At 37.8% G+C, this 20171-nt stretch carries 18 protein-coding genes; 1 reads left to right on the top strand and 17 read right to left on the bottom strand.

Annotation, left to right across the window (positions count from 1 at the left end; all coding sequences use genetic code 11):
- Nucleotides 1–22 precede the first annotated feature (22 nt).
- From FDO66_RS05580 to gpr, 16 genes are all read right to left on the bottom strand, one after another.
- On the bottom strand, nt 23–835 hold the full coding sequence (locus tag FDO66_RS05580) for an NfeD family protein (protein ID WP_141431485.1): 813 nt from the start codon (nt 833–835) through the stop codon (nt 23–25).
- A 424-nt stretch (nt 836–1259) separates the two neighbouring features.
- Nucleotides 1260–1703, bottom strand: coding sequence for a GatB/YqeY domain-containing protein (locus FDO66_RS05575; protein ID WP_141431483.1), 444 nt, complete (start codon nt 1701–1703; stop codon nt 1260–1262).
- A 17-nt stretch (nt 1704–1720) separates the two neighbouring features.
- Entirely contained in the window at nt 1721–1894 is a 174-nt protein-coding gene (gene rpsU, locus FDO66_RS05570; RefSeq protein WP_066418648.1) for a 30S ribosomal protein S21, read from the bottom strand.
- A gap of 272 nt (nt 1895–2166) precedes the next feature.
- Nucleotides 2167–2838: a deoxyribose-phosphate aldolase gene (gene deoC, locus FDO66_RS05565; RefSeq protein WP_141431481.1), complete on the bottom strand. Its 672-nt coding sequence runs from the start codon at nt 2836–2838 to the stop codon at nt 2167–2169.
- Nucleotides 2839–3131: 293 nt separating this feature from the next.
- On the bottom strand, nt 3132–4484 hold the full coding sequence (mtaB, locus tag FDO66_RS05560; RefSeq protein WP_141431480.1) for a tRNA (N(6)-L-threonylcarbamoyladenosine(37)-C(2))-methylthiotransferase MtaB: 1353 nt from the start codon (nt 4482–4484) through the stop codon (nt 3132–3134).
- A gap of 7 nt (nt 4485–4491) precedes the next feature.
- Nucleotides 4492–5235 (bottom strand): 16S rRNA (uracil(1498)-N(3))-methyltransferase, encoded by a 744-nt coding sequence (locus tag FDO66_RS05555; RefSeq protein ID WP_141431478.1) that lies wholly within the window; start codon nt 5233–5235, stop codon nt 4492–4494.
- Nucleotides 5236–5581: 346 nt separating this feature from the next.
- Nucleotides 5582–6520: a 50S ribosomal protein L11 methyltransferase gene (prmA, locus tag FDO66_RS05550; protein ID WP_141431476.1), complete on the bottom strand. Its 939-nt coding sequence runs from the start codon at nt 6518–6520 to the stop codon at nt 5582–5584.
- Between the two features lie 20 nt (nt 6521–6540).
- Complete coding sequence (dnaJ, locus tag FDO66_RS05545; RefSeq protein ID WP_141431474.1) at nt 6541–7683, bottom strand: molecular chaperone DnaJ; 1143 nt, start codon at nt 7681–7683, stop codon at nt 6541–6543.
- Nucleotides 7684–8031: 348 nt separating this feature from the next.
- A complete protein-coding gene (gene dnaK / locus FDO66_RS05540) occupies nt 8032–9858 on the bottom strand; it encodes a molecular chaperone DnaK (protein ID WP_141431472.1) in 1827 nt (608 codons plus the stop codon).
- 37 nt (nt 9859–9895) lie between these two features.
- Nucleotides 9896–10462 (bottom strand): nucleotide exchange factor GrpE, encoded by a 567-nt coding sequence (gene grpE / locus FDO66_RS05535; protein WP_141431827.1) that lies wholly within the window; start codon nt 10460–10462, stop codon nt 9896–9898.
- Between the two features lie 145 nt (nt 10463–10607).
- Nucleotides 10608–11639: a heat-inducible transcriptional repressor HrcA gene (gene hrcA, locus FDO66_RS05530; RefSeq protein WP_141431470.1), complete on the bottom strand. Its 1032-nt coding sequence runs from the start codon at nt 11637–11639 to the stop codon at nt 10608–10610.
- A 139-nt stretch (nt 11640–11778) separates the two neighbouring features.
- Nucleotides 11779–12909, bottom strand: a complete 1131-nt coding sequence (gene hemW / locus FDO66_RS05525; RefSeq protein ID WP_141431826.1) for a radical SAM family heme chaperone HemW — start codon at nt 12907–12909, stop codon at nt 11779–11781.
- A gap of 66 nt (nt 12910–12975) precedes the next feature.
- Complete coding sequence (lepA, locus tag FDO66_RS05520; protein WP_141431468.1) at nt 12976–14811, bottom strand: translation elongation factor 4; 1836 nt, start codon at nt 14809–14811, stop codon at nt 12976–12978.
- A 187-nt stretch (nt 14812–14998) separates the two neighbouring features.
- Nucleotides 14999–15358 carry a YqxA family protein gene (locus FDO66_RS05515; RefSeq protein ID WP_141431466.1) on the bottom strand — a complete coding sequence of 120 codons (360 nt, stop codon included), beginning with the start codon at nt 15356–15358 and terminating at the stop codon, nt 14999–15001.
- 22 nt (nt 15359–15380) lie between these two features.
- Complete coding sequence (spoIIP, locus tag FDO66_RS05510) at nt 15381–16568, bottom strand: stage II sporulation protein P (RefSeq protein WP_141431464.1); 1188 nt, start codon at nt 16566–16568, stop codon at nt 15381–15383.
- Nucleotides 16569–16642: 74 nt separating this feature from the next.
- Nucleotides 16643–17755 carry a GPR endopeptidase gene (gene gpr / locus FDO66_RS05505; RefSeq protein ID WP_395939754.1) on the bottom strand — a complete coding sequence of 371 codons (1113 nt, stop codon included), beginning with the start codon at nt 17753–17755 and terminating at the stop codon, nt 16643–16645.
- A gap of 236 nt (nt 17756–17991) precedes the next feature.
- On the opposite strand from gpr, the gene rpsT reads away from it, so the two are divergent.
- Nucleotides 17992–18258, top strand: a complete 267-nt coding sequence (rpsT, locus tag FDO66_RS05500; RefSeq protein ID WP_141431460.1) for a 30S ribosomal protein S20 — start codon at nt 17992–17994, stop codon at nt 18256–18258.
- Nucleotides 18259–18681: 423 nt separating this feature from the next.
- On the opposite strand, the gene holA is transcribed toward rpsT, so the two are convergent.
- Nucleotides 18682–19731: a DNA polymerase III subunit delta gene (gene holA, locus FDO66_RS05495; RefSeq protein WP_141431458.1), complete on the bottom strand. Its 1050-nt coding sequence runs from the start codon at nt 19729–19731 to the stop codon at nt 18682–18684.
- Nucleotides 19732–20171 lie beyond the last annotated feature (440 nt).

Here is a 20171-nt window from a genome sequence, read left to right as displayed (position 1 = left end):
CTATTGTCCTCCTAAAAGACGATTATTTTTTCTCAATATTTACAATCTCTCTGACAACAATTTTTGAACCTTCTACTTTTACGACTGTAACTTGAACATTTTGTGGAACATAGTTCCCTTCACTTACAACATCAATTCTTTCATGATCGATCATAATTGTTCCTGCAGGACGTAAAGGGGTAATGGTGAAACCTATCAGGCCAAGCAATTCAGACCTATTTTCATTTGACACATACCCTTGTTCTGAACTAGTTGAATCTGTTAGAATCATTTTTTTAAATAATGTCATTCTTCTACCAAACACCTTTACCATTAGGATGGAAGCTAAAATCGAAATAAAAAGCGCGATGAACAATGAGATTCCCATATAAACGATGTTTTCGGCAGCTAATAAAAAGCTTGATATGATCGCTACAAATCCAAACACTCCTACAATTCCGCCAGGTACAAACAGTTCCAAGATAAGAAGACCTACTCCTAATAAAAATAAAAGAAGCGATTCAAATCCTGCCAATCCTGCTACCATATGTCCGTAGAAAAAAAGAAGCATGGATGTTAAACCTATTAGTCCAGGGATCCCAAAGCCAAATGAGTAAAGCATTAACACAAATCCAAGACTCCCGACCGTTAACAAAATAGGGATTACAACTGGATAGGTTAAAAATTGTGCAAGCTTTTCAGAAAAGGTGCCATCTGCTGGCAATCCCTTATCCACCGTATTTTCAAGTGACCCCGCATGAGCAACCTGCTCATGCACTATGCCTTCTACAGGAATCAGTAGGATGATAAATACAAATAGGAAAGTTAAAATTGTTAATATTTTTCGTATTCGCACCCTTACACCCTCCTTTCCTTTTTAGTCATAATTTTCTTACGTTTAATTCATAAAAAGGTTTCATTTTAAAGAGTAGTTATTTTTATTTTACCATAATTAGGGGATTAACTTCTAAATAGAAAGGATAATTACTTTTTTATTATGGCTGTTTTCGTATAGATTGTTGCTTTTAAACGCGCAGCCTGTATACACTTCGCTTTCCGTGGGCGAGCGTCAAGCCTCCTCGTCGCATACGCTCCTGCGGGGTCACGCCTTTCTCGCATTCCCACAGGAGTCTACGTGTATACAGGCTGCTCCGAAACGTTTCTCCCAATGTTTTTTATGCCAAAAGCAACAAACTTTGAGAAAACAGCCTTTATTATTAATTCAATAGTGAAAGGGCTGTAGTCAATGACTACAGCCCTTATAACAGTTCGAACTTATTTTATGAAAGGTGTTGTTGTACAAGTTTATTTACAAGTGATCCATCTGCCTTGCCTTTTACTTTTGGCATTAATGCAGCCATCACTTTGCCCATTTCAGCTTTTGTAGAAGCACCTACTTCTGAAATCGTTGTACTTACGATTTCGTTCAGTTCCTCTTCAGAAAGTTGTTTAGGTAAATATATTTCTACATGCGTTAATTCCGCAAGTACTTTTTCAACAAGATCATTCCGACCTGCTTTTTCAAATTCATGGAGGGAGTCCTTGCGTTGTTTCACTTCGCGAGAAAGGACAGTTAACTCTTCATCATTTGTAAGCTCTTTGCCATGCTTAATGGATTCATTTTGCACAGCAGCTTTAATCATCCTAATGACCGAGAGTTTATCTTTTTCTTTATTTTTCATTGCTTGTTTCATATCTTGATTTAAACGCTCGAGAAGACTCATTCAAAGTACACCCTCTCTTACCACTTACGTTTTCTAGCAGCTTCAGACTTTTTCTTACGTTTTACGCTAGGTTTTTCGTAGAATTCGCGCTTTCTTGCTTCTTGCAAAGTACCAGTTTTTGATACTGAACGTTTGAAGCGACGAAGAGCATCTTCAAGCGATTCGTTTTTACGAACGACAGTTTTAGACATTCTCTTTCCCTCCCTCCGAGCACAACACACTTACATCAATCATGGATTTCCATGTACTTTGCAATTATAATATAACAGCGAAACAAGGTCAACACAATTTAGCTTGCCATAGCGTCTTGATTTAAGTAAACCTTCTTTTTTACTGATTTGTAATTCAGGTTTTAAGAATCAATAGTCTTCCTCTAATGCAAGCTTTAATGGGATATATCAATCTGTTGGAGAAGTATCCCAACCTAAATTCCGGAAGTTTTTAGCTTACTGAACTCTGTTCACTAATATGTTGAATTACTTCTTTGACCGCTGACAATGGCAACCCCTGAGCTAGCACCAATTCTAGTTGCACCGGCTTCGATCATTTTATTTGCATCCTCTAAATCTCTAATGCCGCCTGACGCTTTGACACCTATTTCTGGTCCAACCGTTTTTCTCATCAGCTTAATATCCTCCACCGTGGCTCCTCCCGTTGAAAAACCAGTGGATGTTTTCACAAAATCTGCTCCAGCCTTCACTGCTAACTGACAAGCAACAACCTTTTCTTCTTCCGTTAACAGGCATGTTTCAATAATGACCTTCGCAATAGCTTTTCCTTTTGCCACTTGAACAACAGCTTGAATATCATTTTCTACCTGCTCATATTCTCCGTCCTTAAGTGCTCCAATATTGATGACCATATCCACTTCTTCTGCACCGTTATCAATTGCATGTTGCGTTTCAGAAGCTTTCGTTTCTGAAGTTGTCGCACCCAATGGGAAACCTATTACGGTACAAACTTTTACATTTGTTCCTTTTAATAAACTACTTGCAAGCTCTACCCATGTAGGATTTATACAGACTGAAGCAAATTGAAAATCCTTTGCTTCCTGACAGAGCTTTTCAATATCAGCTTTTCTTGCATTTGCTTTTAACAGTGTATGATCGATAAAACCAGCTATATTTGTTTCCATCAATGACTTCCTTCCATTATAAGAGAATGTTTATATTTTATTTTATCAGAACAAAAGCGGAAGCGCCCGTTTAGCGACGTATGGACTGGGCCCCGCTTCGACTGAGATAAAGGAAACACGAAGAGCGAAAGCGATTCGATGTTGACTTATCGTAGGGAGGAGTGGGGTGGACACTAGTCGCTGGGCGCTGGAGCTGGACGTCGATACATTACGATAAAAGTTATCCACAGACAACTATTTTATAATTTCCTAAACAACGAGAAAAAGAACTGCAGTAATGAGCAGTTCTCAAATTATATATTTACAGCTTCTTTAATAACGTTGTTTTCTAGTACGCGTACAAATTCACCTTGATTATACGGATAGCCAGCTTTTGTTATCTTCACCTTTATAATTTTACCAACCATTGCTTCATTAGCAGGGAAGACAACCTTTAAATAATTATCTGTATAACCTACATATTGTTCGACTGATGATTCTCCTTTGAATGCTTCCTCTGGAATAACTTCTAATACTTCACCTTCAAAGGAAGATGCATATTCCTTCGCTAATTGATTAGAGAGAGCGATTAATCGATGGACACGTTCGTTCTTAATGTCTTCATCAATTTGATCTTCCATTCTAGCAGCAGGAGTTCCTGTACGCTTTGAATAAGGAAATACATGAAGCTCTGAAAATTTGTGTTCTTTAATAAAGTTATACGTTTCCATAAACTCTTCCTCTGTTTCACCAGGAAAACCAACAATTACATCCGAAGTAACAGCTAAGCCAGGAAGAGCTTTCTTTAGGAGACTTATACGCTCTCCGAAAAACTCCATCGTATATTTTCTTCTCATTCTTTTAAGTACAGTATTAGAGCCTGACTGCAATGGAATATGCAAATGTCTAACAACGATATTCGATTGGTTGATTACTTCAATGACTTCATCTGTAATTTGACTTGCTTCAATAGAAGATATACGCAGTCTTTTTAATCCTTTTACCTCTGCTTCGAGATCTTGAAGAAGCTTTGCTAAATTATAATCTTTCATATCCTCGCCGTATCCACCTGTATGAATACCCGTTAAAACGATTTCTTGATAGCCTGCATCCACAAGCTGCTGTGCTTGATGAATAACTTCTTTTGGGTCTCGAGATCTCATAAGACCTCTAGCCCAAGGAATGATGCAAAACGTACAAAAATTATTGCAGCCTTCTTGAATTTTTAATGAAGCACGAGTCCGATCTGAAAACTCAGGAACATCTAACTCTTCATACACTCGATTCTTCATAATATTTCCAACTGCATTAATTGGCTGGCGTTCTTGTTTATATTGTTCGATATAGTCCAGCATTTTCACTCGATCTTGTGTACCAACAACGATATCAACCCCTGGGATAGCCATAATCTCTGCTGGAGACGTTTGTGCGTAACATCCTGTTACACAAATGACTGCATCAGGATTTTTCCTAACTGCACGCCGAATGACTTGACGGCTTTTTTTATCTCCTGTATTCGTTACAGTACATGTATTTATAATATAAACATCTGATGTAGATTCAAATTCAACACGTTCATAGCCGGATTCTTTAAAAAGGTGCCATATCGCTTCTGTTTCATAATGATTTACTTTACAGCCTAGCGTGTGAAAGGCAACTGTAGGCATGATTTATTCACCTCAATAATTCATAATGATAGGAAACAGCAGAAAGTGCGTACAACGGTGCTGTTTCTGTTCTTAAAATTCTAGGACCTAAACCGCAGCAGTGAAAGCCCTGTTCCTTTAATTGATTCACTTCTTCTGTACTTAATCCACCTTCAGGGCCAAATACAATAAGAAGGGACTGTCCTGTTTCCATAGTGTCTAACGTTTTTGCAAATATGGAGGCCTCTCCAATCTTAGCTTCTTCTTCAAATGCAATAAGCTTGGCATCATAGCTTTGTCCTAATTGAATCAGCTGTTTTATGTTAATCGGATCCATTACCTTTGGGATCGTTTGTCGATGGGACTGTTCAGCTGCTTCTTTTGCAATTTTATTCCAGCGAATAAGCTTTTTTTCTGCTTTTTTTCCGTCCCATTTTATCACAGAACGAGCTGAAGTAAAAGGGATAAACAGCTTAGCGCCGAGCTCTGTTCCTTTTTGAATAATCCATTCAAGCTTATCCCCTTTAGGCAACCCGCTAACAATTGTAACATGAATAGGCAGCTCTGAAGCTTCTTCGATCCATTGTACAACCTTTGCAGCAACTTGTTCATCGGTAATTTCTTCAATTGTACAAATAGCTGCTTGCTGATCTTTATTTACACAAATAATCTGTTCTCCCATATTCATGCGCATAACACGAACAATATGGTGAAAATCATCGCCTTCAATATGAAATCTATTATGATCTTGATTAGCAAAATATCGTTGCATGTATGCACCATCCTTTTAGTGAATTCATGTCAAGCCATATCTATAAAAATATAAACTTGACAAGGGAGACTTACTACTTAAAAATGGGCTGCTTTCGTATGGATTGTTGCTTTTAAACGCGCAGCCTGTATACACTTCGCTTTCCGTGGGCGAGCGTCAAGCCTCCTCGTCGCATACGCTCCTGCGGGGTCTCGTCTTTCTCGCATTCCCACAGGAGTCTACGTGTATGCAGGCTGCTCCGTAACGTTTCTCCCAATGTTTTTTCATGTCAAAAGCAACAAACTTTGAGAAAACAGCCTAAAAATAACTATGAAAAAGGGAGATGGCTTCCTCTCCCTTTAATCGTCTATTTTTTCTTCGCTATAATGGCAATCCAATCTTCCATTTGCATCGTTTCTTCAATTTCAAACCCAGCTTGAATAAGTGCATCTTTTACTTGTTGTTTTTTCTGTAGGATAATTCCGGAAGCTATGAAGGTCCCTCCAGAATTTAGCACTCGATAGACATCCTCGGTAAAACGGATAATAACCTCTGCTAAAATATTCGCCACAATGATATTAGGCTGTTCTTCGATTCCATCAAGAAGATTATTCTGTGAAACAAGAACCCGATCATGCACCTTGTTTAATTTTACATTTAAGCGTGCAGCTGTTACAGCCACCTCATCTAAGTCTAGAGCATAAACCTTTGATGCTCCCACCATAGCTGCAGCAATGCTTAAAACACCAGAGCCAGTGCCAACATCAATGACAACATCACCCTTTTGGACAGTTCTCTCTATTGCTTGTATACACATCACTGTCGTTGGATGTGTACCTGTACCAAACGCCATGCCGGGATCTAGCTCAATAATAAGTTCATCGCTATTAACTGGGGTATAATCCTCCCATGTAGGGACAATGGTAAACTTTTCAGAGATCTTTACCGGGTTATAATATTTTTTCCAAGCTGTTGCCCATTCTTCTTCATTCACTTCGCTAATTGATACTTTGTTCAATCCAATATCAATATTGTAAATGATCAAATTATTTATAGCTTCTTTGATTTCTTCAACCGTTTCTCCTAAAAAGCTATTCACAGGTAAATAAGCTTTAATGATTACACCCTCCTCAGGATAATCATCTGGGTTGAGTTGGTAGATTTCACCGAATTGATCCTCTCTTTCTTTCACAAGATCAAACGGGTCTTCAATGACAATCCCGCTTGCTCCAGCTTCATACAAAATATTTGAAATCGGTTCAATAGCTTCATTTGTCGTATGAATACTGATTTCAGACCATTTCATTCTACCAACTCCATTTCCCTTTATTCACCCTTGAAGGCTCTTTTTACCTTAGAGAAGAAACTTTCTTCTTGTTCACCTTGCGGAACCTGACCGCTGATTTCTGCAAATTCCTGCAGCAACTGCTTTTGCTTTTCCGATAGCTTTGTTGGGGTAACAATTCGTACAATAATATGCTGGTCACCTGTACCGTATCCTCTTACATTTGGAATTCCTTTTCCTTTCAATCGGAATTTAGTCCCTGTTTGAGTTCCTGCAGGCACCTTAAGCTTTACTTTTCCATGCAGGGTTGGTATCTCAATATCATCACCAAGGGTTGCTTGGACAAAGGTTACAGGCATTTCACAGTAGACATCATCACCATCTCGTTCGAAAAATTCATGCTCTCTCACATGAAAAACGATGTACAAATCACCTGCAGGACCGCCGTTTACTCCAGGCTCCCCTTGACCAGTAACACGTAATTGCTGTCCATCATCAATTCCTGCTGGAATTTTCACATGTATTTTTCTACGTTTTTTCACTTTTCCAGTACCATGACAGGTAGAACATTTAAACTTAATTTCTTTACCAGTTCCATTACAGTGATTACATACCCGACGGTTAACAATTTTACCAAATGGGGTATTTTGTTCTACATTTAGTTGTCCAGTTCCTTGACAATGCTGACACGTTACAGGCTTTGTTCCTGGTTTTGCACCAGAGCCTTCACACGTTTCACATGTTTCTTCACGCGGAATTTCGACATCTGTTTCTTTACCAAATACAGCATCTTCAAAGGACAATGCCATCGTATATTGTAGATCCGCACCTTGTCTTGGAGCATTTGGATCACGGCGTCTGCCATTTCCTCCGCCTCCGAAGAAGGTATTAAAAATATCCTCGAAGCCACCGAAGCCACCGCCTCCAAAGCCTCCAAAATCACCTGAACCTCCAAAGCCTTGGTTCGGATCTGTATGTCCGAATTGATCATAGTGAGCCTTTTTTTGATCATCACTTAACACTTCATAGGCTTCCTTGACTTCTTTGAATTTTGATTCTGCATCTGGCTCTTTGTTAATATCAGGATGATACTTTTTAGAAAGCTTGCGATAAGCTTTCTTTATTTCGTCCTTTGATGCCGATTTTGACACGCCAAGAACTTCATAGTAATCCCTTTTAGACATGATTACCACTCCCCGATTCATTTCACATAAATGTAATTGTATCATTTCATGTTTATAAGTCAATTAGAAAAGCGGAAACGCCTTGATCAGCTGCGACAGACATAAAACACAATACGCAGAAAATCCTGATTTTTGGAGTATTGTGGCTTATGATCCGGGCAGCTAGGCGTTGCAGCTAGACAGATAGAAAAGCGGCCGATTTAAAACGCCACGGCCGTATGTCTTCATCGGCACTCGTACATCCTGTACGTCGCTAGGCACCCTTCTAACTCTCAAAAAACTTATTACATAAGAAAAAGTCAAAGTCAAGATAGACCTGACTTTGACTTTTTCGGTCATGATTATCGATTATTTATCGTCTTTAACCTCTTCAAACTCAGCGTCAACTACATCGTCATTTTTTCCGCTATTGCCTTCTGCACCTTGGGCAGCCTGTGCTTGTTTAGCAGCTTCTTCGTATAGTTTAACGGAAAGTGCTTGAACAATTTCTTGTAAAGCATCTTTCGTTGTACGAATTTCTTCTAAATCATTTTTCTCGATGGCTGCTTTTAAAGCATCCTTCGCTTCGTTTGCTTTTGTTACTTCGGCTTCATCAACTTTTCCTTCAAGGTCTTTCAAGGTTTTTTCAGTTGTGAATACAAGCTGATCCGCTTCGTTTCGAAGTTCAACCTCTTCTTTACGTTTTTTATCAGCATCCGCATTTTCTTCTGCTTCTCTAACCATTTTTTCAATTTCTTCATCTGATAAACCAGTAGAAGATTTGATTGTAATGGCTTGTTCTTTGTTTGTTCCTAGGTCCTTCGCACGGACATTTACGATTCCGTTTTTATCAATATCAAAAGATACTTCAATTTGCGGAATACCACGTGGTGCCGGTGGAATATCTGTAAGCTGGAAGCGGCCTAATGTTTTATTATCCGCAGCCATTGGACGTTCCCCTTGTAGAACATGAATATCTACGGCTGTTTGGCTATCTGCAGCAGTTGAGAATACTTGAGATTTCGATGTAGGGATTGTTGTATTTCGGTCGATTAACTTTGTAAATACGCCACCCATTGTCTCAATCCCTAATGAAAGTGGTGTAACATCTAAAAGAACGACATCTTTTACATCCCCTGTGATTACTCCACCTTGAATAGCAGCACCCATCGCTACTACTTCATCTGGGTTTACACCTTTATGAGGCTCTTTGCCAATTTCTTTTTTGATTGCTTCTTGTACAGCAGGAATACGCGTTGATCCACCAACAAGAATGACTTTATCGATTTCTGAAGCAGATAAACCTGCATCTCTTAACGCTTGACGAGTTGGACCCATTGTGCGTTCTACAAGGCTTGAAGAAAGCTCTTCAAATTTCGCTCTTGTTAATGTTAATTCTAAATGAAGCGGTCCTGCTTCACCAGCTGTAATAAAAGGAAGAGAAATTTGTGTAGAAGCTACACCAGAAAGATCTTTTTTCGCTTTTTCAGCAGCATCTTTTAAGCGTTGTAACGCCATTTTATCTTTAGAAAGATCAATTCCATTTTCTTTTTTGAATTCATTTACTAAATGATCAATGACCACTTGGTCGAAATCGTCACCACCAAGACGATTATCACCAGCTGTTGCTTTTACTTCAAACACACCATCACCAAGTTCAAGGATGGAAACGTCGAAAGTACCTCCACCAAGGTCATAGACAAGAATTGTATGATCTTCTTCCATTTTGTCTAAACCATAGGCAAGAGCTGCTGCAGTTGGTTCATTAATAATACGTTCTACTTCAAGACCAGCAATTTTCCCTGCATCCTTTGTTGCTTGACGCTCTGCGTCATTAAAATATGCAGGAACCGTTATAACTGCTTTTGTAACTGGCTCTCCAAGATATTCTTCTGCATAGGATTTTAAATATTGAAGAATAATAGCTGAAACCTCTTGTGGTGTATAATCTTTCCCTTCAGCTTCAACTTTATAATCTGTTCCCATATGACGTTTAATGGAAATGATTGTATTTGGGTTTGTGATTGATTGACGTTTTGCCACTTCACCAACTTGACGTTCGCCATTTTTGAAAGAAACAACAGAAGGAGTTGTACGGTTACCCTCTGGGTTAGGAATTACCTTTGGTTCTCCACCTTCTAATACAGAAACACATGAGTTTGTTGTTCCTAAGTCAATACCAATAATTTTGCTCATGTTTTAAACCTCCATATAAATTAATATGTAGCATATGCTATTGATTAACCTTTACCATCGCTGGACGAATAACACGATCTTTTAGCTTATACCCTTTTTGAAACTCTTCAACCACGACATTAGGTTCAAAATTGTCATCTTCTACTTGCATCACAGCTTGATGAACGTGAGGATCAAATTCTTTTCCAACCGATTCAATCGGTTCTGCACCCTCTTTTTTCAATGCCTCTAGTAAGCTGCGATAAACCATCTCCATTCCTTGCAACAAGGATTTTGACTGTTCATTTTCAACTTCCATTTTTATTGCTCTTTCAAAATTATCGATTGCAGGCAGCAAATCAAGAATTAAGCTTTGTGATCTATATTTTTGAGTCGCTTCAAGGTCAAGCTTTGCACGGCGACGAGAATTATCAAAATCAGCTTGAAGTCGAAGATATCGATTATCTGCTTCTACTAATTTTGCTTCTAACTCTGCTACCTTCGTTTGAGCTGCAGTTAATTCTGCATCAACAGCTTCTTCTTCAGCCACTTCATTTTCTGCAAAAACCTCTTCAATAACATCATCATTTTTTTCTATGTCATTTGAGATTTGTTCTTCATTCATCGTTGATTTTTCTTCTTGCAACGTATTCACCTCCCTCAAAGGATAAATTTATATAATAACCATAATAATCACTTTGATTTTCATTAGGGGCTAGACATCGGAAAGAGATGGAACATTCATTCCATCTTCAACAATATTTCCACCCTTAATCATTTTGATACAGTTTTGTCAGTACAGCCGTTAAATCGCTTGTAAGAAATTGCAACAAACTGATTACACGTGAATATTCCATTCTAGTAGGACCTAAAATGGCGATAGTGCCCAGTTGTTCGCTTCCAACTGAATAAGATGCCGTAATTAAGCTGCAATTTTCCATGGCCGTATTTTTATTTTCTCGCCCGATTTTAATATTAATCCCTGAATGTTGACTCCGTATTAACTCATGAATCCTTTCTTCTTGCTCAATCATATTCATTAAACCACGAATTTTTTCAATATCATGAAATTCAGGCTGGCTAAGCATATTCGTTTTCCCGCCAAAGAAAAGCTTTTCATGGTGTTTATTCAAGGTAATTGTATCTGATAAGGAGCGAAGAATGTAGTCATAATTACGAATATGTTTTTTTATTAACAGAGCCACTTCTCTATAAATTTTATCATTCAATTTGTCCAATGGTACACCAACGAGGCGATCATTCAGGATATTAACCAGCTTTTCAACTTCATCCGCATTCATATCTGGAAGCTGAAACATTTTATTTTCTACATGCCCGGTATCCGTCACAATGATTGCAATGGCTGTTTGATTGTTAAGTGGCACAATTTGAATTCGCTTAAGTTTATGCTCTCTCACGGCAGGTCCTAAAACGATTGAAGTATAATTCGTTAATTCAGATAAAATTCTTGCTGATTTTTGTACAATTTTTTCAAGCTCGTATATTCTTTCTGTAAATACAGAGTTAATTTTTATTACATCTTCTTGATTTAATTTTTGAGGTGAAAGCAGATGATCAACATAGTATCGATACCCTTTTTCAGAAGGAACTCGCCCAGAAGAAGTATGAGTTTTTTCAATAAAACCTAATTCTTCCAGGTCTGCCATTTCATTTCGAATCGTGGCAGAACTAAAAGATATTTCTTCCTTTTTTGACAAGGTTCTCGAACCGACTGGTTGAGCAGATCGAATGAAATCATCAACAATCACTTGGAAAATTAATAATTGACGATCTGTTAACAAAGTAAATCACCCCTGTTAGCACTCCATATTAACGAGTGCTAATTATATTAATAAATTATCAAATAAAAGGGGAGTGTGTCAATGATTTGATCTTTTTTTAAAAGAAAACTTCCGCATAATCGATGAATGTAAAGCTAGTTTATAAAAAAGATTGAAAAACCTCATTCCCGAGTAGACGACCTTGTTTGGTTAAGAATACTTTTCCATTCTTCAATTGAATTAATTGCCTTTTTTCAAGAGCTTCTATTTCGCTGCGGAATCGTTCTTGTAAATCCTCATTATATTTTTGATAAAAATGAGTAAAAGATACTCCATCCGTTTTTCTTAAACCTAGAAACATTTCTTCTTCCATCTGCTCTTTTTTTGTAACTGAATGTTCGTCTAAAAGCGGAAGTTGGCCTTGTTCAATTGGAGTCATATATTTTTTAAGTGGACCATAATTAGCACGTCTTGAACCATTAACATAGCTATGAGCTCCCGCTCCAAAGCCATAATAATATTCATTATTCCAGTAAGTTAAGTTATGCAGACTCTCAAAGCCTTTTTTCGAAAAATTGCTTATTTCATATTGTTGATAGCCATGCAGCTCCATTTGTGCCATCAGTTCCTCATACATGCTGGCCTCAACATCTTCACCAGGCAAAGGAAGCTTCCCTTTTCGCATTAAATTATAAAAAACAGTTTTAGGCTCAATAATTAAGGAATAGCCAGAGAAATGCTGCAAATCCAACGAGAATGCTGCAGATAGGGTTTCTTTAAAATCAGCTAAAGTTTGTCCAGGTAAGCTATAGATAAGGTCAATGCTAATGTTATGAAACCCAGTAGATTTCGCAGCTTCAATCGTGTGAAAGACATCTTTTACACGATGAGATCTTCCGATTTTTTTTAGTAGCTCATCATTAAAAGCTTGTACCCCAAAGCTCAGACGATTCACTCCGTAAGTATATAGAGTTTGAAGTTTTTCTTTTGATAAATCACCAGGATTTGCTTCAAAGGTAAACTCTGTTTGTTCATTATAAGGTAAATGGGATTTAATGATCTCACATAAGCGTTGTAGCTGTTTCTCATTAAGGGATGTAGGAGTCCCGCCGCCTACAAAAATTGAGCTAAGGTAATCGGTAGGAATTTGAGCAATTGTCAGTTCAATCTCTCTTTCCAACGCATCCAAATATTGATCGACTGGCTGACCTTTGAGAAAAACCTTATTAAAATCGCAATAATGACATATGTGTTCACAGAAAGGAATATGAATATACGCTGCTCTTACCACTATTTTCACCTCTAAATAAAAAGAGGTTAGAGCCCTTGAAAGAAGCACATCTAACCTCTTATCTTTCTATTTCTTTGGATTTGTATCATCCATTTTCAATACAGCCATAAATGCCTCTTGAGGAACCTCGACGGAGCCAACGGACTTCATCCGCTTTTTCCCTTCTTTTTGCTTTTCTAAAAGCTTTCTCTTACGGGAAATATCTCCTCCATAGCATTTTGCTAGAACATTTTTACGCATGGCTTTAATAGTTGATCGAGCGACAATTTTCTGTCCAATCGCTGCCTGAACAGGAACCTCAAACTGTTGACGCGGAATTAATTCCTTCAGTTTTTCAACGATGATTTTTCCTCTTTCATAAGCAAAGTCTTTATGCACGATAAAACTTAAGGCATCTACTTTTTCGTTATTTAATAAGATATCCATTTTAACAAGCTTTGATGGCTGATAGCCAATTAACTCGTAATCAAAGGATGCATATCCTTTTGTACTTGATTTTAGTTGATCAAAAAAGTCATAAACAATTTCTGCTAAAGGAATATGATATACAATGCTGACACGCGTTTCATCCAAATACTGCATATCAATGAAAATTCCACGTTTTCCTTGGCACAGCTCCATTATCGCGCCCACATATTCATTTGGAGCCATCATAGTAGCTTTTACATAAGGCTCCTCCACCCGTTCAATCTTTTGCGGGTCAGGCATATCGGAAGGATTATCAATTCTTACTTCAGTGCCATCCGTCATAATGACGTGATAGATAACGCTTGGAGCCGTTGTAATTAAATCAATATTAAATTCACGTTCAATTCTCTCTTGAATGATTTCCATATGAAGCAGTCCTAAGAAGCCGCAACGGAAGCCAAAACCTAATGCTTGAGAGGTTTCAGGCTCATATTGAAGTGCTGAATCATTTAATTCAAGCTTTTCAAGTGCTTCACGCAAATCGTTAAATTTCGCGCTGTCAATCGGATAAAGACCACAATAAACCATCGGATTTAAGCGTCTGTAACCTGGAAGCGGTTCAGTTGCCCCGTTTTTTGCACTCGTGATCGTATCACCAACACGAGTATCGCCAACATTCTTAATCGATGCCGTAAGAAATCCTACATCTCCAACAGATAGTTCCTTTAAAGGGACTTCCTTAGGAGAGTATACGCCGACCTCTGTTACTTCAAATTCTTTCCCAGTAGCCATCATTTTGATTTTATCGCCAACTTTTACAGTACCTTCCACAACTCTGATGTACGCGATTACGCCACGATAAGCATCATATAAGGAATCAAAAATTAAGGCTTGTAGTGGAGCTTCTGGATCACCTGTTGGAGCAGGAACCTTTTCAACGATTTGTTCTAATATTTCTTCAATCCCAATTCCTGCTTTTGCAGAGGCTAAAACAGCTTCAGATGCATCTAATCCAATAACATCCTCAATTTCATTTCTCACTCGTTCTGGTTCTGCACTTGGTAAATCAATCTTATTAATAACTGGAACGATTTCTAAATCGTTATCTATAGCTAAATATACATTAGCAAGTGTTTGAGCTTCAATTCCTTGCGCTGCATCCACGACAAGAACTGCCCCTTCACAGGCAGCTAAACTTCTGGACACTTCATACGTAAAATCGACATGTCCTGGGGTATCAATAAGATGAAAGGTATATACCTCGCCATCTTTTGCTTTATATTTTAATTGTACGGAATTTAATTTAATGGTAATTCCTCGTTCTCTTTCTAGATCCATCGAGTCTAGCAGCTGATCTTTCATCTCACGAGCCGTTAAGGCATTGGTTTTTTCAAGAATGCGGTCAGCTAACGTAGACTTCCCATGATCAATATGAGCGATGATGGAAAAATTCCGTATCTTTGATTGCTTTTTTAGTCTTTCTTCTCTGTTCATATCGTTCACTCCTACTTCAATCGCGCAATATACACTATTTTTGATTATATCAGTAGGGTTCACAAGATTCAATAGAAATGCGGCCGATTAAAGGCGCCACGTCCTGTGGCAACATCGGCACTAGTACATCCTATACGTCGAAAGCACCTTGATCAGCCGCATTAAGCATAATATATTCCAAGGAATATTAGTTTTGATCATTCTCATCTTTTCCATTATTCTTTGTTAGGCTGTTAAAGGTTTTTTCTGTTAAGCTTGTTATACCATTTGCTAAGTTTTTCCCCATTGAAGAGAAGAAGTTATAGGCTTTCATTTCTTCTAATTGCTCTTTTTTACTTTGAAGATCATGAGAAGAAATATTTCTGCCAAGAACGGATGCCTGAATTTCTCCATCCGTATTTTCCTTCATCGTAAAAGCACTTTTTAGATTGGCATCTTCATACCCTTTCATCTTGTGAATCCCTTCATTTGCTTGCTGCATTCCAAATAAAACAGAGATAAACATGACGATGGCAATTAAGATTACCTTGAGCATAAATCGTTTCATTTGACCACCTTTATTTAATTAATTATGGTTTCACTTGGCTATTAACACTTTCTGCCTGCCAATAATATTCACTAAATACTTGTGCAAGAATTGCAGCAGACCGATTTAACTCCTCAAAGGTGTTATCAACGCCGCCAAACTCAATCAGAATGGCGTTGCTTGATAAATCCTGATTAAATTTTCCATTTGTCTCGGCACCTTTTTTTTCAATAATCCCCCTGCTTAAGCCTTTATATTCCTTGTCTAATCTTTCGTGAAGCTCTTTCGCAAAAGCTACATTTTTTTCGTAATTTTGATTTTCAGCACCGATAATAAAGGCTAGCTTCGCATATGGAACTCCATTTATGATCTTAGTAGTGTGTTCCCTTCTTCGAGAATCTCGATGAATATCGATTAAATAAGTTAAGTTACGATCACGAGTCATAGCATTTTGAACGACTTCACGCGATTCTTGGTAAGACTGATTATACGTCCACCCTTTTTTGTTTAAGAGGGTTTCGATATCTGTTTTATCAACTGTCGTGCCTATTCCTCTACTTTGCAGTTCTTCTTGTAATTTATCCCCTATTTTTGAAACATTCATTTGTGAATGTCTAGCAAGATCCGGGTTCGTCACTCCTTTTAAGTAAGGAAGAAATGATTCGCGTGTATGCGAAAAATAAACGTAAACGACTTTTTTGTCTCCCGTTGAATGTAAAGGAGAAGATGGCGGGTTTGCTTTCTCTGTGTCTTGGACGCCCTCTGTATTTTGTAATGTTGCTTCTTTTTCCTTTTTTAAAATGTCCATTGGCGGAGAAGATTCAATCGGCATATTGGTATAATTTGTTCCCTCTCCTGCGACAAGAATCTTACCATCATAAAGAGAGAATGCTGGAAGCTCCCTTCCCAAAAGACTTCTAGGATCATTAAGACTTATATTAGTAGTGAGCTTAAAAAGATAATTAGATATTTGCGGAGACGAATGTTTATCTGGTAAAGATTCTAAGAAGAGATGATTTTCCATACCTACAATTTGATAGAGCATGTCCCCTGTTATTTTTGTTGTCGCATGATTTAAAGAAGATGAAGAAATTCTCCAAGACGGCTTCAACGATGTTAATAAACCGCTAATAGAAAAAATCATCATTAAGAATAAAGAGAATACTGCTACTAGTTTAATAAGACTTGTCCCACGAATGGTTACGGAAATATTTGTTGCTTTTGATTTCATATCACACCTCTTCTAGCATTTCTACTAAAACTTATGTCATTGCTAGGAGAGATAGAACCTTAAAATCAAACTCTTTAATGCGTCATAAAACCTGCATTCCCTTGATTTACCGCACTATGTAGAGCTGCATTTAAACCATTTGCTAATAAATTTGCCATTTCTTCAATAAAGATATCGACTTCCTTTGGAGTCACCATTAAATTGTGTCCTAAAGGAGATAAGACTTCATATATTAGGCTTCGTTTTTCTTCCTCAGATAACGTTCCGATCATACCAAGAAATGTTTTTCTATGATGTTCCTCTGGAAGGTCTTCGTTGGTTAATACTTTTTTTTCACCAAAATTTATCCAAGCCGGTGCTAATGCTCTTGAAGGCTTATTCCCTTCCTTTAGCTCTTTTCCAAAATGCTTTAGCATAAAATCAATCGTATCGCTTGTAATGGATACTGCGTCAACTACAGTTGGGACACCAATTGCCACAACGGGAATACCTAATGTTTCAACGCTAAGCTCCTTCCGCTTATTGCCGACCCCTGAGCCTGGATGAATGCCAGTATCAGAAATTTGGATCGTGGAATTTACACGTTCTATCGACCGTGAAGCTAGAGCATCGATGACAATGATAAAGTCGGGCTTCGTTTTCTCAACGACTCCCATAATAATATCGCTTGTCTCTATTCCAGTCAGACCCATGACACCTGGAGCCAGTGCACTGACGGATCGATAGCCTTCTTCAATACTCTCAGGCTGCAGAGCATAGAGATGCCTTGTAACAAGAAGATTTTCACATACTTGCGGGCCTAATGCATCTGGAGTTACATTCCAATTTCCTAATCCAACGACTAAACAGGAGGCATTTTCTTGTAAACCCATTCTTTTTAAAAATTGAGAAAGCTCCATTGCCAAGATTTTTTCAACTTTTTTCTGGAGCTCACTATCCTGTTGACGAATTCCCTCTACTTCAATCGTTAAGTAATTCCCTCTTTTTTTCCCGATGTTTTTTTCCCCTACCTCCGTTACTTCAACCAAAGAAATTTTTGTCCCGTCCTCAACTTTTTCTTTTACAATGACTCCCTCAATTTGGGATAGATTTTTTTGCTTCTGAACATCCGCTTTTTGTTCATTTAATACCATTTCTCTTGCTTCAATCGCTAAATCCGTTCGAATTGCATATTGGCTTAAATCCATTTCGTTTGTCAAAGAAATCCCCCACATTCAGTTGATAATCATGCTTGAATATTTTCTATCATTGCCCTTTCATACTTAAATATTCATTTTTCATTTTTATACACATCTTTTAAGGTAAAATAAATGGAGAGTATTGCAATATGTACGGTCGTTTGATAGAATATCACTTGTTCTTATTGTAATGAATGTAAATCGAGTGAATAGAATCTCGATCTCTTTTTAGGAGGTGAATTTTAATGCCAAACATTAAATCCGCAATTAAGCGTGTGAAAACTAGCGAAGCTCGTAATGCTCAAAACACTAACTTCAAATCTTCTTTGCGTACTGCTGTTAAGAAAACTGAAGCTGCTATTGTTAAAACTGATGCTGCTGTTGCAGTTGAATCTTTCTCAAGCGCTGCTAGTAAGTTAGATAAAGCTGCTGCGAAGGGACTTATCCATAAAAACGCTGCTGCTCGTAAAAAATCTCGTTTAGCGAAAAAAATAAACTCTTTAAACGCTTAAATAGAAAAGCGTAAGCGACTTGATCAGCCGCGACAGACATAAGACGCAATACGCAGGAAATCCTGATTTCTGGAGTATTGTGGCTTATGATCCGAGCGGCTAGGCGCTGGAGCTAGACACTCGTCTAACTTTAAAATATTATTCTTATTTTTAAGAAACAAGAGGGTTTCCTTAAAGTATATACACTTTAAAGAAACCCTCTTGTTGTTTTTTCATGGCTGTTTTCTCAAAGTTTGTTGCTTTTGACATAAAAAAAACATTGGGAGAAACGTTTCGGAGCAGCCTGCATACACGTAGACTCCTGTGGGAATGCGAGAAAGGCGAGACCCCGTGCGACGAGGAGGCTAGACGCTCGCCCACGGAAAGCTAAGTGTATGCAGGCTGCGGGTTTAAAAGCAACAATCTATACGAAAACAGCCTTTTTCATAAAGATGAAACGCGCGAACCCTTTTGAGGTTCATCTTGTAAATGAAATAGAAATAATTCGATCAACAGCTCTTTATTCATTGCTCCCGTTTTCATTTTATAGTCTGCTTCTGCAAGCTCATTCATGATTTTTTTTAATTCTTCATCACTAAAATCACGAACTTGACCAGCAGCTAGCTTAATTCGATAAGGATGTACCTTTAGAAAACCTGCCATATGCTGCTGTCCATATCCTCTCCTTGACATTTCTTTCACTTGATAAAGCAGGCGGAATTGACTTGTAATCATTGCTAATATTTTTATCGGCTCTTCATTTTGCTTCAAGAGATCATAATAAATTCTAAAAGCCTGTTCTATTTTTCGATTTACTATTTTATCTACTAATGAAAAAATATTTTGTTCAAGTGATCGTGCTACTAATTGTTCAACGACAATCATGTCAATCTTTTTTTCCTGCTGACAATAAAGAGCGAGCTTGTCTACCTCATTTGTAAGCATAAATAGATCAGTTCCTGCAAGATTAAGGATTAATTCAACAGCCTGGTCATCTATTTCTACTTCATTTAGTGCTGCTCTTTCTTTTATCCAATTCTTTAATTCTGCTTCGTTTAATTTTTTCGCTTCTAAAATAGCTGCTTGCCGTTTTAATTCTTTTGTCAGCTTTTTACGTTCGTCTAATTTTTCATAAGGAGCCAAAAATACTAAAATGGAATAGGGAGCCGGCTGCTTCAAGTACGCTTCTAATTTCGCAAGATTATGTTCAATTTTACCTTTTGTTTTTTCCGCTGTTAAAAAGTCAGGATTATGAGCAAGAATGAGTTTTCTCTCTCCAATAAAGGGGAGTGTTTCAGCCTCTTCAATGACCGTTTCTATCGGTGTATCTTCCAAATCATAGGAGGATAAATTAAAATCTACTTCCCCTTCATCAAAAACATGATTAACTAATAATTGTGTTGTTTCATTAATAAGAAACGCTTCTGTTCCATATAATAAATAAGTAGGAGAAAATCTTTTTCTTTTTATATCTTTCCATAAGTTCACTATCAAAGTCTTCCGCTCCGTTTCATACCATTTCTATATGTATTAATCCTAATGAAGCGCCCGCTATTTGACAAGATATTTCACTGGGAATTGACACCTTCATTGAAGGTACCAATTCCCTATATATTGAACGCTGTCAATTGAGGCCTAGGATACTTAATTGACAACGGTACCATCTTATATACGTATTTTGACCTTTCAACTGAAAACTATTTGTGACAACTCCTGTCATTTGAGGAAAAGGCGCTGTCAGATTCTTTATTTTCTTTATCGATTCCATTATAATTTGGTTAAGAAAGTAGCTAGTAACAGCTGATCAAACCGCTTACGATGTACAGGATGTACGAGTGCCGATGAAGACATAAGGCCGTGGCGTTTTTAATCGGCCGCTTTTGTTGATGTCTAGCTCCAGCGTCTAGCCCTTGTGAAAAATAACCCTTTGCCTC

This window comes from Bacillus sp. 03113 (assembly GCF_006546985.1).
In the GTDB taxonomy this organism is placed as follows: domain Bacteria; phylum Bacillota; class Bacilli; order Bacillales; family Cytobacillaceae; genus VATK01.
This window is presented reverse-complemented; position numbering and strand designations above follow the sequence as displayed.

Coding starts and splice junctions, on each gene's coding strand:
- FDO66_RS05575 (WP_141431483.1), bottom strand. CDS start 1,703: ATGAGTCTTCTCGAGCGTTTAAATCAAGATATGAAACAAGCAATGAAA.
- rpsU (WP_066418648.1), bottom strand. CDS start 1,894: ATGTCTAAAACTGTCGTTCGTAAAAACGAATCGCTTGAAGATGCTCTT.
- deoC (WP_141431481.1), bottom strand. CDS start 2,838: ATGGAAACAAATATAGCTGGTTTTATCGATCATACACTGTTAAAAGCA.
- mtaB (WP_141431480.1), bottom strand. CDS start 4,484: ATGCCTACAGTTGCCTTTCACACGCTAGGCTGTAAAGTAAATCATTAT.
- FDO66_RS05555 (WP_141431478.1), bottom strand. CDS start 5,235: ATGCAACGATATTTTGCTAATCAAGATCATAATAGATTTCATATTGAA.
- prmA (WP_141431476.1), bottom strand. CDS start 6,520: ATGAAATGGTCTGAAATCAGTATTCATACGACAAATGAAGCTATTGAA.
- dnaJ (WP_141431474.1), bottom strand. CDS start 7,683: ATGTCTAAAAGGGATTACTATGAAGTTCTTGGCGTGTCAAAATCGGCA.
- dnaK (WP_141431472.1), bottom strand. CDS start 9,858: ATGAGCAAAATTATTGGTATTGACTTAGGAACAACAAACTCATGTGTT.
- grpE (WP_141431827.1), bottom strand. CDS start 10,462: ATGAATGAAGAACAAATCTCAAATGACATAGAAAAAAATGATGATGTT.
- lepA (WP_141431468.1), bottom strand. CDS start 14,811: ATGAACAGAGAAGAAAGACTAAAAAAGCAATCAAAGATACGGAATTTT.
- FDO66_RS05515 (WP_141431466.1), bottom strand. CDS start 15,358: ATGAAACGATTTATGCTCAAGGTAATCTTAATTGCCATCGTCATGTTT.
- spoIIP (WP_141431464.1), bottom strand. CDS start 16,568: ATGAAATCAAAAGCAACAAATATTTCCGTAACCATTCGTGGGACAAGT.
- gpr (WP_395939754.1), bottom strand. CDS start 17,755: ATGGATTTAAGCCAATATGCAATTCGAACGGATTTAGCGATTGAAGCA.
- rpsT (WP_141431460.1), top strand. CDS start 17,992: ATGCCAAACATTAAATCCGCAATTAAGCGTGTGAAAACTAGCGAAGCT.